This window comes from Lawsonibacter faecis (assembly GCF_014287675.1).
In the GTDB taxonomy this organism is placed as follows: Bacteria; Bacillota; Clostridia; order Oscillospirales; family Oscillospiraceae; genus Pseudoflavonifractor; species Pseudoflavonifractor faecis.
Genome location: NZ_JACOPQ010000012.1, coordinates 72,314 through 86,048, shown reverse-complemented (window position 1 = coordinate 86,048; position 13,735 = coordinate 72,314). Strand labels below are relative to the sequence as shown.

At 63.7% G+C, this 13,735-nt stretch carries 10 protein-coding genes; 5 read left to right on the top strand and 5 right to left on the bottom strand.

Annotated features, from left to right (window positions below):
- Positions 1-15: 15 nt before the first annotated feature.
- A complete protein-coding gene (locus H8S62_RS14085; protein ID WP_155148335.1) occupies positions 16-2,154 on the top strand; it encodes a molybdopterin-containing oxidoreductase family protein in 2,139 nt (712 codons plus the stop codon).
- A gap of 68 nt (positions 2,155-2,222) precedes the next feature.
- On the opposite strand, the gene H8S62_RS14080 is transcribed toward H8S62_RS14085, so the two are convergent.
- Complete coding sequence (locus tag H8S62_RS14080) at positions 2,223-3,677, bottom strand: GntR family transcriptional regulator (RefSeq protein ID WP_186919916.1); 1,455 nt, start codon at positions 3,675-3,677, stop codon at positions 2,223-2,225.
- 190 nt (positions 3,678-3,867) lie between these two features.
- Between H8S62_RS14080 and H8S62_RS14075 the strand changes: the two genes are divergently transcribed.
- From H8S62_RS14075 to H8S62_RS14060, 4 genes are all read left to right on the top strand, one after another.
- Positions 3,868-6,141: a GGDEF and EAL domain-containing protein gene (locus tag H8S62_RS14075; RefSeq protein WP_186919914.1), complete on the top strand. Its 2,274-nt coding sequence runs from the start codon at positions 3,868-3,870 to the stop codon at positions 6,139-6,141.
- 257 nt (positions 6,142-6,398) lie between these two features.
- Positions 6,399-6,725 carry a hypothetical protein gene (locus H8S62_RS14070; RefSeq protein WP_155148341.1) on the top strand — a complete coding sequence of 109 codons (327 nt, stop codon included), beginning with the start codon at positions 6,399-6,401 and terminating at the stop codon, positions 6,723-6,725.
- Positions 6,688-7,440 (top strand): response regulator, encoded by a 753-nt coding sequence (locus H8S62_RS14065; protein WP_186919912.1) that lies wholly within the window; start codon positions 6,688-6,690, stop codon positions 7,438-7,440. Before H8S62_RS14070 ends, H8S62_RS14065 begins: the two co-directional genes overlap by 38 nt.
- Positions 7,433-9,538 carry a sensor histidine kinase gene (locus H8S62_RS14060; RefSeq protein WP_186919910.1) on the top strand — a complete coding sequence of 702 codons (2,106 nt, stop codon included), beginning with the start codon at positions 7,433-7,435 and terminating at the stop codon, positions 9,536-9,538. The genes H8S62_RS14065 and H8S62_RS14060 overlap by 8 nt, the downstream gene beginning before the upstream one ends.
- A gap of 121 nt (positions 9,539-9,659) precedes the next feature.
- Here the strand turns inward: H8S62_RS14060 and H8S62_RS14055 are convergent, their stop codons facing one another.
- From H8S62_RS14055 to H8S62_RS14040, 4 genes are all read right to left on the bottom strand, one after another.
- Positions 9,660-10,826: an iron-containing alcohol dehydrogenase gene (locus H8S62_RS14055; protein WP_186919909.1), complete on the bottom strand. Its 1,167-nt coding sequence runs from the start codon at positions 10,824-10,826 to the stop codon at positions 9,660-9,662.
- Positions 10,827-10,841: 15 nt separating this feature from the next.
- On the bottom strand, positions 10,842-11,867 hold the full coding sequence (locus H8S62_RS14050) for an alcohol dehydrogenase catalytic domain-containing protein (protein ID WP_155148349.1): 1,026 nt from the start codon (positions 11,865-11,867) through the stop codon (positions 10,842-10,844).
- A 16-nt stretch (positions 11,868-11,883) separates the two neighbouring features.
- Positions 11,884-12,564 (bottom strand): class II aldolase/adducin family protein, encoded by a 681-nt coding sequence (locus H8S62_RS14045; RefSeq protein WP_155148351.1) that lies wholly within the window; start codon positions 12,562-12,564, stop codon positions 11,884-11,886.
- A 67-nt stretch (positions 12,565-12,631) separates the two neighbouring features.
- Positions 12,632-13,690, bottom strand: a complete 1,059-nt coding sequence (locus H8S62_RS14040) for a 2-hydroxyacid dehydrogenase (RefSeq protein WP_186919907.1) — start codon at positions 13,688-13,690, stop codon at positions 12,632-12,634.
- Positions 13,691-13,735: the final 45 nt, after the last annotated feature.

Here is a 13,735-nt window from a genome sequence, read left to right as displayed (position 1 = left end):
GTAAGTGAGGCAAATATGGATAATATGGAAGCGCTGCTGAAAGCAAAAATTCCCTGCCCCGAGACGGGCATCGAGGTCAAACGCACCATCTGCGACATCTGCTGCCCCTGCACCCACTGCGGCATCGACGCCTATGTGAAGGACGGCGTGGTCATCAAGGTGGAGGGCACCAAGGAGCACCCCCGCAACAAGGGCAAAATCTGCACCAAGGGCCACGCCAGCCGCCAGTACATCTACCGCTCCGACCGCCTGCGCACTCCCCTGCGCCGGGTGGGCGAGCGGGGAGAGGGCAAGTTTGAGCCCATCACCTGGGACGAGGCCTACGCCGAGATCGCCCGGCGGCTGAACGCCGTGAAGGAAACCCTGGGGCCCGACTCCGTGGCCTTCTTCTCGGGTTATACCAAGTGGTACCGCCAGTTCCTCCACCGCTTCGCCTACTCCTTCGGCTCCATCAACTACGGCTCCGAGTGCTCCACCTGCTATAAGTCCGCCGTGATGGCATGGGAGGCCACCGCCGGTCTCTACGCCGCCGGCCCCGACATGGGCAATTCCAACGTGCTGCTGGGCTGGGCCCTGAACCCCTACTACTCCAAGCACCTGGCCCTGCCCCGACTCCAGGCCTTTAAGGACAAGGGCGGCAAGATCATCATTATCGACCCCCGGAAGACCCCTGCCACCGCCAAGCTGGCCGACATGCATCTGCAGCTCAAGGCGGGCACCGACGGCGCGCTGGCCCTGGGCATGGCCAAGCTCATCATCGACAACGGCTGGGCGGATCTGGACTATATTGAGAAGTACACCCACGGCTTCGAGCAGTACAAGGCCTACGTCAGCCAGTTCGACCTGGACCGGGTGAGCAAAATCACCGGTCTGGACCCGGATGATATCCTTGAGGCAACCCGGATTTACGCCACCAGCGGACCGGCCTGCATCCAGGAGTCCTCCGCCCCCCTGGCCCACCAGATCAACGGCTTCCAGAACTACCGGGCCATGATCTGCCTCAACGCCCTCACCGGCAATTTTGACCGTGCGGGCGGCTGCCTGCCTGAGACCATCACCTACTACGATCAGAGCGCCGGCTATCTGACCTATGAGCACGAGTACTACCGCAGCCGGGAGCCCAAGAGCGAACATCCCCGCATCGGCCAGGAGCGCTTCCCCCTCTGGTCCAAGCTGGTGGACGAGTTCCAGGCCATGGACCTGCTGCGCCAGATTACCGAGGAGAAGCCCTACCCCATCAAGGCGGTCTTCGCCTGCGGTATGAACGCCAAGATGTTTCCCAACACCCGCAGGTTCTACGAGGCCCTCAAGTCCCTGGACTTCTTTGTGGATGTGGATCTTTTCATGACGGACACCGCCAAATATGCCGATATTGTGCTGCCCGCCTGCACCTCCTTTGAGCGCGGGGAGTTCAAGGCCTATCCCGGCGGCTATGCCCAGTTTACCAACCCGGTCATTAAGCCCCTGTACGAGTCCAAGAACGACGTACAGATTCTCTCCGAGCTGGCCGCCGTCATGGATCTGGACGACGACCTGCTCCGACAGGGCTACGAAGCGGGCATCGCCTTCATGCTGCGGGACCTGGACGTCACCATTGACCAGATGAAGGGCAGCGACCTCCCCATCAAGGTTCCCGGCGCTCACGGCGATGTGGCGGGCGAGCTGCTGGAGCATGGCTTCCCCACCCCCAGCGGCAAGTTTGAATTCTGGTCCGAGGCGGTGGCTGAGTTCTCCCAGTCCCACGGTCTCGATCCCCTGCCCACCTACCGGGACCCCTTCGACGACCACATCGGAGACCCTGCGGAGTACCCCCTCAAGCTCATCACCGGCGCCCGCATCCCCAACGCCATCCACTCCCGGCTCCACGAGGTACCCTGGCTGCGCAGCCTGCGCCCCGAGCCCACGGCGGATCTGAGCCTGGAGGACGCGGAGCGGCTGGGCATCGCCAAGGACGACTGGATGGAGATCGTGACGCCCACCGGCCACCTCCGGGTGAAGGCCCACCCCACCTCCAAAATTCAGCCCGGAGAGGTCCATCTCTTCCACGGCTACCGGGAGGCAAACGCCAACGACCTGGTCAGCGAGGTCCATCTGGACCCCTACAGCGGCTTTCCCGGCTACCGTGCCAACCGCTGCGCCGTTAGCAAGGGATAACGATGCAAAAAGATATCCGCCGGAAAACCGGCGGATATCTTTTTGTTTCCGGGTGGTCGGGCGGCGGGTCAAATCAAATCCGGGGTGACGATCCCCGCCGCCTCCGCGAGTCCGTACTCAACCATAAAACCGCGGACGAATTCAAGGATGTGGCAGTAGCAGGCGGACAGCGTGTCGGCAAAGCCCTGTCGGTCGCCGCTCCGCAGGCAGGAAAATGCATCCAGGCTTTTCTGCGTCAGCAGCTCCGCGCTGGATGGCCCGTCGCTGTAGAAGGCAAAATAGTAGCCCCAGTGCAGCAGCCGATTGGTCGCCTGCAGAATCGTCTTCATGGGCCGGAGGGACTGGTGCCCCATGACCCACTGAACCAGAATGTCCAGCGGAATGCCGCCGCAGGACCGAAGCCGCTGCTCCAGCTCCCGCAGGGTCTCCCCGTCCATCCCTTCGCAGGCGAGCGCCGCGGCCGGGCGTATGATGACGGCCATCAGCTGCAGCCCGCTCAGATACCGCAGGGTATCTCTCTTAAACGTTTTGTTTTTCAGCACCCGCATCGTCGCCTTATTGTCCTGGAGGACGACCCGGGTCCCTTTCGCCGGGACAGTCTGGCCAAAGCCCAATTCGTTCAGCATGGACAGCGCCTTTCGGACAGTGGCGATACAGACGCCGTAAGCGTCCGACAGCGCCGCCTCCGTGGGCAGGAAGGCCCCGGCAGCGTACTCCCCGGTCCCGATTTTGTCAATCAAGTCCTGGGTGACCTGCATATAATAGTGGTCCCGCCCCCGCTCCGCCGCCCAGTCAAACCCCTTGGAGGGGTCCTCCGGCACCCCGCCGAAGGTCCGGGACATCTCGTCCAGATACGCCTGCACCGCAGATGTGACGGTGCGAAACACGGCGCCGAACCGGGCTGTAATCTCGTCCGCATCCCTTGTGGGCAGGGACTCCATTGCCCAGGCGACGGACGGAAAGCCGCCGCGCTCCGCCACCAGATCCACAAAGCGCTCCCGGCCGCGGAAAAGCGGCATTCTGGTATAGCTCCCAAGGCTCGTGAACAGGTCGCCGATCAGGAGGCTCCGCGACCCCTCCGCCAGAGCGTGGATGCACCCAGTGCAGATCTGACCGCGCTGTTCCGGGTCCTTTCCACGGAGCCGTGCAATATCCCGGGCCAGGCGCTTTCGCTCCTCCTCCCCACAGATCCGGGCGCAGAACGCCAGCAGCGGGGGTTCCAAAAGCTCCACCGTGCGGTATACCTCCAGTATGGCCGTCCTGCGCTCCAGAACGGAACTTGCGGCGGCGCTGAGCTCCGTCTGCCGGTGGACCACCACGGCCGCCTTCCTCTCCTCGGTTCGGATGTACCCCTTCTCCCGCAGCGCGCAAAGCACGTCCTTCACGGTACGGACGCCCACATGGTAGCGCTCGGACAGGCCGCTCAGGGAGGGGAGCTTGTCGCCGTACTTCAGGCGGCCGCTCAGGATTTGCTCTTCCAGGTCCCGGTATACATATGTAAACAGGGTCTGACGCTCTCTCATCTTCCATCCCTCCGCTTTTTTGCCCTCTGAGTATATCGAAATCAGCGCCGGAATGCAAGAATCATCTGTTGATGTACACAGATTTTATATTGTCCCGCCGCACAAAGAATGATAGGATTTTGGTATGGCCCTTTCCGTGCATTCCGGGCCGCCTGCCAATCTTACTGAGGATAATGTAGGGGATTTTTATATGCGGCCGATTGATCATATTATTTTCTACAAAAAGCCTATTCTTCTGGTGTCCATGATCCTGATTCTGATGACCTCTCTGATGCTGTGGAACGCATCCGACCTGAAGCAGGGCCTGGCCCGCAGTACGCAGGCTTATGTCACGGACGTCTCCTCCCAGCTGACCAGCGACATCTCTGCTCGGATCAGGGCCTGCGAGCAGTCCCTGGAGGTTGTGGCGGGCTCGGTCCCCTTTCTCCCCGACCGGGATACCCTGGAGGATTTCTTGGCGGACCGGGCGGAGATTTTGGGCCTTGACGCCCTTGCGGTCATCGTTCCGGACGGGGGCAGCGTGCCCCAGGGATTCACCCAGACGTACCTGGGCGCCCGGTCCGCCGCAGAGCAGGGCTTTCCGGCGCAGCCCGCCGTCGACTACCTGGAGGGACAGAGCCTCCTCTTCTCCGTGCCTGTGGATTTGGATCATTATCCGGGACTGACGCTGGCTGGCATCCGCAGCAAGGAGAATGTGCAGGCCCTCATCCAGCCCAGGAGCTACAGCGGCAACGGCCTGACCTGTATTGTGGACAGCACGGGCACCGTGGTCATCTCCCCCACCGACCTGAAGCCCTTCCTCCAGCTGGACGACCTCTTTCAGTCCGGCTCGGGTACGAAGGCCCACAGCCACATCACACAGATGATGGCCGACATGGCGGCCCGGCAGTCCGGCGTGTTCCAGTTCACCGCAGCAGACGGAAATGAGCTGTTCATGTCTTACCATGTACTGAACGTAAACGACTGGTTCCTGCTCACTCTGGTTCCGGCCGACCTCATCTCCGGCTATGCCGACGCCTATATTCTCCGCGCCCTGATGCTCATCGGCGGGTGCGTGCTCGCCTTCGGCCTGCTGTTCCTCGCCCTGTTCCAGTTTTACCGCACCAACCGCAGGCAGCTGGAGGCCGTTGCCTACACGGACCCGCTCACCGGCGGGATGAACGAGGCGGCGTTCCGGCTGGCGTATCAAAAGCTGGTCCCCGGCATGGCGCCCCATACACATGCCGTGGTCCTGATGGACATCAAGGGCTTTAAGCTCATCAACGAAAATTATGGCGTCTCCGCGGGCAACAAGCTGCTCCGGTATGTGCACCATACGCTGACCAGCCGCATTCAGGCGGGCGAGCTTGCCGCCAGGGCCAACGCCGACCAGTTCCTGCTCTGCCTCAGAGAGAGCGGCACGGAACAGATTCGGGCCCGGCTCGACGCCATGGTGGCCGCCGTCAACGCCCCCGACCGGCCCTCGGAAATTCGCTATCCCCTGACCATCCCACAGGGCGCCTGTCTCATCGACGACCCCGGCGCGGACATCACACTGATCGAGGCCCGCGCCCGGGCCGCGTGCAAGCTCCAGGGTGGGAAGTCGGTCTGCTCCTTTTACGACGCCGACCTGATGCAGAGGATGAAGCGGGAGCAGGAGCTCAATGTCCAGTTTCCCCTCTCCCTGGCCAACCGCGACTTCACCATCCATTTACAGCCGAAGGTGTATCTGCGCGACGGCGCTCTGGGCGGCGCCGAGGCCCTTGTCCGCTGGAACCACCCCCAGCTCGGCCTCATCTCCCCGGGTGATTTCATTCCCCTGTTCGAGCGCAACGACAACATCTGCCAGTTGGATCTCTATGTCTTCGAGGCGGTCTGCGCCACCCTGCGCCGCTGGATGGACGAAGGGCAGCCCCTTGTGACGGTATCGGTCAACCTGTCCCGGGCCCACTTCAAAAACCCCCGCTTCCTCGATCCTCTCTCCCGGCTGAAGGCGCAGTACCGCATCCCGGACGGCGCCATTGAAATAGAGCTCACCGAGTCCACCTTTTTCAACGAGCGGCAGCGGGAGCTTGTCCAGGCGTCCATCAGAGAGATGCACCGGCGGGGGTTCCTCTGCTCGCTGGACGACTTCGGCGTGGGTTTCTCCTCCCTGGCGCTGCTGCAGGAGTTCGATGTGGACGCCATCAAGCTGGACCGGCAGTTCTTCAATGAGATCGCAAACCCCAAGGGACAGACCATCATCGCCAGCTTCCTCTCCCTGGCCAAAAAGCTGGGTATCCACACCGTGGCCGAGGGGATCGAGAACCAGGCGCAGGCGGACTATCTTCTCGGTGTGGACTGCGACATGATTCAGGGCTACTATTTCTCCAAGCCCCTCTCCATCCCGGAGTTTGAGCAGTGGCGCCTCACCCGCCCGCCCCGGCACAATCCCGGCGGCGGCGCGGAGGCAGCCTGTGGTGCGAACGGCGCGGCCTCCCGGTAAAAACGCGGGGACCCGCACTGAAATAAAGCGGGAGGACGGCATTTTCCGCCGTCCTCCCGCTTTATTTTGCCGCCGGCGGCGTTTCTTCGCCATTGGGGATTGCAGTCGGCGGCATTTCTGCTACAATGGAGTCGGTACGAATAAAGACGATTTTTCTATTTTGACTTCTCTTTTGTAACCGTTTATTCTGAAAACAGACAAGCCGCGCGGTGCGCGGCGTCAGATGAACACAGGATGAAGCAAGGGAGGATATCAAAATGTCTATCGTTTCGTACCGCAGGGAATTCTCCGCGCTGCGGGGGCTGCAGTCCCCCAGGACTCTGGAGTACAGCCTGTTCGGCGGTGAGGGGGCCGCCCTGTGCGTCCGCCTCTCCGAGCGGACGGCGGAGGGCCGCGAGCGCACCTCCGTCACCGGCTTTGGCGGAGACGACTCCAGCGCGAGGGACCTGCTCGCCTATCTATATGAAAACGCCGTGCCCTTCGACCAGGGGCCGGACGTGATCGCGGACGCCTGGGCCGTACTGGGCGGAAGGCAGGGGGAGAGAGATGGAAGAGGCCGCAATCCGGCTGCTCATTGTGGATGACAACCCTGAGCTCTGCGACATCCTGGAGAACTACTTCAACCTGACGTCTGAGATTACGGTGTGCGGGGTGGCGCGGGACGGGGAAGAGGCCCTGTTCCGCATTGCCCAGAGCCAGCCGGATGTAGTGCTGCTGGACCTCATCATGCCCAAGCTGGACGGCATCACCGTACTGGAGCGGCTGGCCCAGGCGGAGCTGGCCCATAGACCGCGTTTCATCGTCACCTCCGCCATCGGGCAGGACGCCTTTACCAGCACCGCGCTGTCCCTGGGGGCCGACTATTACATGATCAAGCCCTACGACCTGGACGCCCTGCGCGCCAGGGTGCGGCTGGTGGCGGAGCGGCCCGCCGGGACCGCCGCACCGGGCTTCCCCATGGACGCGGCCCAGGCCGTGCTGGCGGCGGGCATTCCGCCCCATGTACTGGGCTACCGCTACTGCATCGCCGGCGTGGAGATGCTGCTGGAGTCCCAAGGGCCCTGCTCCATCGTAAAGGACGTCTACGCCGGCGTGGCGGAGCGCTTTGAGACGACCCCCGCCTGCGTGGAGGGCGCGGTCCGCAAGGCCATCCGCCGGGCATGGGAGCAGAACGGCGGTCAGTTTTCCGCCCTCCCCGGCCTGGGGGACACCGGCGCCGCGCCACCGGCCAACGGGCGGTTTCTGATGGCCCTGAGGGCCTGCATCGCCTCCGTCGGAAGGGGGAGGGGCCTTGGATAGTCTGGAGGAGCTGACCGGCAGCCTGGGCTTTGCCCCCCAGCAGTTCTGCGCCCTGGCCCAGCAGACCGGCGGCAATGGAAGCTGGCTCTACCTCTGCTCCAGCGGCCACTGCTGGTGCTCCTCCCAGGTCTACCGCATGTATGGCCTTCCCCGGAGGCCCGGCCTCACCCCGGAGGGTTTTTGGGCGCTGGTTTGTCCCGAGGACCGGGAGGCGGTCCGGGCCGCTTTTGATAAGCTGCAGCACGGCGGTTCCTGCCGGGTGGTCCACCGCGCGCTGGTCCGGGGACGATACAAGTGGTTGGAGCAGAGCGGTCGCTGCTACCCCGCCCAGGGAGGCCGTGAGTCCTACCTGGTGGGAGTGGTCCGTGACGTCACCCGCCTCAAGGAGGAGGAGGCGCGGCTGGCGGCCCGCCGGGCCGACCTGACGGCCGTGACGGCCTACCTTGCCGAGACCACCGACACCACCGACCTGCGCGCCATCGTCTCCAGTGTCAAGCGCACCATCCGCAAGCGGATGGACGTGGCCGTCATCGGCGTGTTTGCCCGCCAGGGGGAGCGGATCTCCCGGGTCATTCCCCGAGGGATGGACCCCCTGCAGGCCTTTCAATTTCAGAGCATTCAGGACTATGTGGGCTACCAAGCGGTGACGGAGGGCGCCCGCCAGGTCTGCCCCGTGGAGGACTACCCCAGTCCCCTGGGCAGGGAGGCCCTGAACGCGGCAGGGGGCAGGAGCATCATCTCCCTGCCCATCAAGCATGGGAAACGGACCGTCGGCGCCCTCACCGTGGTCATCCGCAGGCCCGGCGACCTGACACGTGGGGAGAACGAGTTCTGCCGCACCATCTGCGGCTATCTGTCCAACCAGCTTTACAGCGCCCTGCTCTATGAGCAGCTCAGGGAGGAGCTCGCCCACCGCAGGCATCTGGAGTCGGACAGGGAGACCATCTTCAACGAGAGCGTGGACTACATCACCGTCATCGACGGCCATGGCCGCTTTGCCCAGATCAATCCCGCCTTCGCCCGCCGCCTGGGCTCCACCCCCCAGGCTCTGCTGGGGCGCTCCATCTTCGACTTCATCCACCCGGACGACAGGGCCTTCGCCCTGTGCACCCTGCGGGAGATGAGGGCGCGGGGCGTGGTCCGGGGCTTTTGCAACCGCTTTGTATCTCTGGACGGCACGGTGGGCTACGTGGAGAACAACCTGAAATACATGGAGAACGGCAGCACCATCGCCATCGCCCGGGACGTTACGGACCAGCGCCGGATGGAGGCGCGCAACAGTGCCCTGGAAGCGTCCGTCAACCTGGAGCGGATGAAGAGCGAGCTGCTCGCGGGCATCTCCCACGAGTTCAAGACTCCGCTGAACATCGTCCTCTCCTCCCTGGATCTTATGCGTACAAAGAGCAGCATGGAGGACCCGGAGCGCTTCCAGCGGGACTACGCCCGTTTTTTCGGCTATGCCTACGAGAACTGCTACAAGCTCCTGCGGCTCACCGCCAACCTGCTGGACTCCAGCCGGATGGAAAACGGGTATTTCCGTCTTCGGGTGGGGCGGCACAGGCTGGGGGAGCTGCTGCGGGATATCGTGGCCTCGGCGGAGGTCTACGCCAACGCCTGCGGGGTGACGCTGTACCTGGAGCCCGTGCCCGACGGGGCCCTGTGGCTGAACTGCGACGCTGATTGCGTGGACCGCATCCTATTAAACCTCCTCTCCAACGCCATCAAGAACACGCCGGAGGGGGGAGCGGTCCGGGTATCCCTCCGGTGGGAGGCGGACGCCTGCCGCATCAGCGTGGCGGACGACGGCTACGGCATCGCGCCGGAGGTCCTGCCCCATATCTTTGACCGCTTTCGCACCGAGCAGCCCTCCCTCTCCGGGCGGCAGGACGGCAGCGGACTGGGTCTGGCGCTGACGAAAGCGCTGGTGGAGCTCCACGGCGGGGAAATCCGGGTGGAGAGCGCTCCGGGGCAGGGGAGCCGCTTTACCTTCTCCCTCTCCTGCACGCTGCCCCTCACCGAGGCGGGCACGCCCCAGGCCGCCGTCCGGCGGGAAGCCCTGAACTCCCGCGCCAGGGTGGAGCTTTACAGGTTAAAATAGCGGCATAAGAAGGCGGGGATTCTCAATACGAGAATCCCCGCCTTCTTATGCCGCGAACAGATTGCGGTTTAAGGGTTCCAATGACACGGCTGCGAAAGCCGGCAAGGGGACCTGTCCGTGTTTAATCTGCCTGCCTCCCGTAGTAGACCTCCAGAATCAGCGCCCTCATCTCCCCGGGGGTGGGCTTGCGGGGAGTAAAGGGGGTGCAGACATCGGCGAAGGCTTTTTCCACCAGGGCGTCCAGCTTGGCGCGGAAATCGGCCTCGTCCTTCACCACCTCGCACATGGCGTCGGGCACGTTGATCCGCCTGCGCAGGGCCAGAACCGCCTCCCGAAGGTCCCGCTCGCCCACCAGGGCGGCCAGCTCGTCATAGCGGGCCTTGGTCTCCGGGTCCGCGGCATTGAATTTCAGCCCGTAGGGCAGGACGATGGCGTTGGCCAGTCCGTGGGGCACGCCGTACTCCGCGCCGAAGGTGTGGGCGATGGAGTGGACGATACCCAGCGCACAGTTGGAGAAGGCGATGCCCCCCATGCAGGAGGCGGCCAGCATTTTGGCGCGGGCGTCCAGATTGTCCCCGTGCTCATAGCACTCTGCAAGGTTCTGAAATCCGTACCGGAAGGACGCCATGGCCATGGCGTCCGAGTAGGGGTTTGCGATGGGGGTGACGTAGGACTCGATGGCGTGAGTCAGTGCGTCCATGCCGGAGGCGGCGGTGAGGCTCTTGGGCATGGTGGTGGTGAAGATGGGGTCCAGCACCGCCACATCTGGGACCAGGCGGCCCCTCATGCAGCGGATGGAGTATTTCTTCTTTTTCACCGTGTCCTTGATGAGAGCGGCACGGGTGGCCTCGCTGCCGGTGCCCGCCGAGGTGGGGATGCAGCACAGCCGGGCCTTCTCCCGGAGATTCTTAATCTCATTGGGGGGCATCACGTCTTCCAGCTCCCGGTATTCGGGGTTCTCATAGAAGACCCACATGGCCTTGGCCGCGTCCATGGCGGAGCCACCGCCGAAGCCGATGACCCAGTCCGGCTCAAAGGCGGCCATATCCGCCGCGCCCCGGAGCACGGTCTGAAAGCTGGGCTCCGGCTCCACGTCGGTATAGCCCTTCCAGGTGAAGCCCGCGCCCTCCAGCACGTCGGTGACCATCTTGAGCTGGCCCAGGTCCTGCTGGATGGTGCCGCTCATGACAATGTAGGCCCGCTTGCGCTGCGCGGGCAGGTCCGCCAGGGTCCGCACCGCGTTCTCGCCGCAGTGCATATGGCCGCAGCCCAATTTAATGGAATACATAGGCAGTTGTCTCCTTTAATTGTAGACGATGCAGTTCTTGATGACCGCGCCGGAGGCGTGCTCCCGGATGGCGGTCTCCAAGTCGTCCAGAGGATACTCGTGCTGAATGAAATCCTCCGCCGAGATGACCCCCAGTTTGAGAAGCTCCAGCGCCGCCGCCACATGGACGGGCGTGGTGTGGAAGACCCCCTTGACGGTAATCTGGGAGTAGTGCAGCAGGGTGGCGTCCACATGGAGGACGCTGCCCGACCTGGTGCCGCCGAAGAGGAGCACAAAGCCCCCCTTCCGGGTCATCCGCACGCTGGTCTCCCAGACCTGGATAAGGCCTGTGGCCTCAATGACGATATCCGCCCCCCGCGCCCCGTCCGTCAGGGCGCGGACAGCGTCCACGGTATCCTCCACGCCTGTGAGATTCAGCGTCTTCCAGACCCCCAGCCGCTCCGCCGTCTCCAAGCGGCCCGCCACCATGTCTGTCACCAGAACCTTGGCCCCGCGGAGAACGGCCAGCCGGGCGAACATGAGGCCGATGGGTCCCGCGCCGTTGACCACTACGAAGTCTCCCAGGGAGATGGGGCAGTTCTCAATACCGTAGACCGCGCAGGAGAAGGGCTCCATGAGGGAGGCGGTCTTGTGGGAGAGGGTGTCGGGGATGACGAACATATTCTGGGCCGCAACGGGGGCGGGTACCTTCACATATTCGGCATAGCTCCCCCGGCAGAAGGTCAGGCTCTCGCACATGGAGGGCTGGCCGTGCTTGCAGTAGTAGCAGTGGTTGCAGGGGGCGGTATTGTGGCACGCCACCCGGTCCCCCTCCTTCACATGTGTCACCCCGGCGCCCACCGCGGCCACCACGCCGGAGAACTCGTGGCCGTAGGGGTGGGGCGGCTTGAGAAGCGGGTAGCCGCGCTTGAAGTTTTTCACATCCGTGCCGCAGGTGGTGGAAATTTTGTTGCGCACGAGCACCTCGCCGGGGCCGGGCGCGGGAATGGGGACCTCCATGATGCGGATATCTTCCACATCGTAGAGCATCGCCTGCTTCATCGTACCTGCCATCGCCTTAGTAGCCAACTGTGTCCCTGGCCTCGCCGGGCTTCTTGGCCTGGCCGTAAGTCTGCATCCGCACGCGGACGGCGGTCATCTCCTCCCCGGTGAGGACGGCGGGCGTACCCACGGCCATACAGCGCCACTGCATTTCGGCCACAAACTCCATATTGACGGCCAGGGAGAATGCCTTGGACATATTGGGCCCGCAGGCCACCAGGCCGTGGTTGGCCAGCAGCAGGGCCTTGCTGTCGCCGATGGCCGCGCCCACGCTGGCGGCCAGCTCCGGGGTGCCGAAGGTGGCATACTCGGCGCAGGGCACCTCGTCCACACCCGCTCCGGAGATGACGTAGTGCACGGCTTTGAGCGGCTGGCGCAGACAGGCGAAGGTGGTGCAGTAGGTGGAATGGGTATGTACCACGGCCCGGGCCTCGGGCCGGTGCTTATAGACGGTGGCGTGGAGGTTGTGCTCGCTGGAGGGCTTACGCCCGCCCTCGATGACGTTGCCCTCCAGGTCCATCACCACCACATCCTCGGGCGTGGTCTCAAAGTAGCCCAGGCCGGAGGGGCCGATGGCCATATAGCCGCTCTCCGGGTCGTAGCACGAGAGGTTGCCGCTGGTGCCCTTGGAGAGGCCCTGGCTGCTCATCTTCTTGCCGAATTCCACAATTTCGTTGCGTTCCTTTTCCATCAGCATGGCGCAGTTCTCCTTTTTATTTCATCATGTGGTTGAACCGGATATGTAAAACCATGTTCCGGCTTTTTTATGCCTTCAAGGCGCTCTGATTGACCACCATATCGCTTCTGCCCGCAGCCCAGTAGTCCTGGATGACCTTTGCCAGCAGCAGGGGGGACTTGGGCAGGGCGTCCACTACGTTGCCCGCGGTGTGGGGGGTCATGGTGAGGTTATCCAGGGCCAGCAGGGGGTCGTCGGCGGGAACCGGCTCCTCCCAGAACACATCCAGGGCCGCGCCGCCGATGGACCTGCTCTGCAGCGCCGCTACGAAGGCGTCCTTATCCAGCACGCCGGCCCGGGAGGTGTTGATGAGGTAGGCGGTGGGCTTCATCCACCCCAGCTGCTCCGCCCCGATGCTGTTTTTTGTCTCCGGGGTGAGGCGCATGTGGAGGGAGACAATGTCGCTCCGGCGGAAGAGCTCCTCCTGGCTCACCAGGGTGACGCGCAGGTCCTGTGCGTCCAGGGCCTCCTGGGAGACATAGGGATCGTAGGCCAGAATCTGCTTCATGCCGATGCCCGCCGCCTTTTTGGCCACCAGCTTGCCGATGTGTCCCAGGCCCACCAGGCCCAGCGTCATCTCGCACATGGAGGTGGTGTATGCGCTGTTCACATAGTCCTTGCGCCAGCTGCCTCCCTTGATGGCGGCGTGGGCCCGGGCGATGTTCCGGGTCTCGGCGAACATGAGGCCGATGGCAAAGTCGCTGGTGCACTCAGCGTTTCGGATGCAGTGGATAACGGGGATGTTCCGCCCGGTGGCGTGGTTTACGTCCACATGCTCCATGCCGCCCCGGCAGGTGCCGATGAGCTTGAGCTTTTTACCCGCGTCGATGAGGTCGGCGGGGACGGGGCAGAAGTGGGTGAGGAGGATGTCCGCGTCGGCAATCTCAGTATACGCCTCCTCAGGGACCTTTTCCGCCGTGGGGCCGTTTTTCTCCAGGTTCAGGGACTTTTTCTGGAACTCCTGGCGGTTCTCACAGGGCCAGAGGATGGCTTTGACGGTGTGCTCCCGCTCCCCGGCGATGGCGTGGGCAGCCTCCTCCAGGAGCTCGCAGGGGACGACGATGTCCCCGATGGCAACGATTTTCATGTTGGTTCCCTCCATTCGGGCTTTTTGAAAGGGGTATCCGTCCGG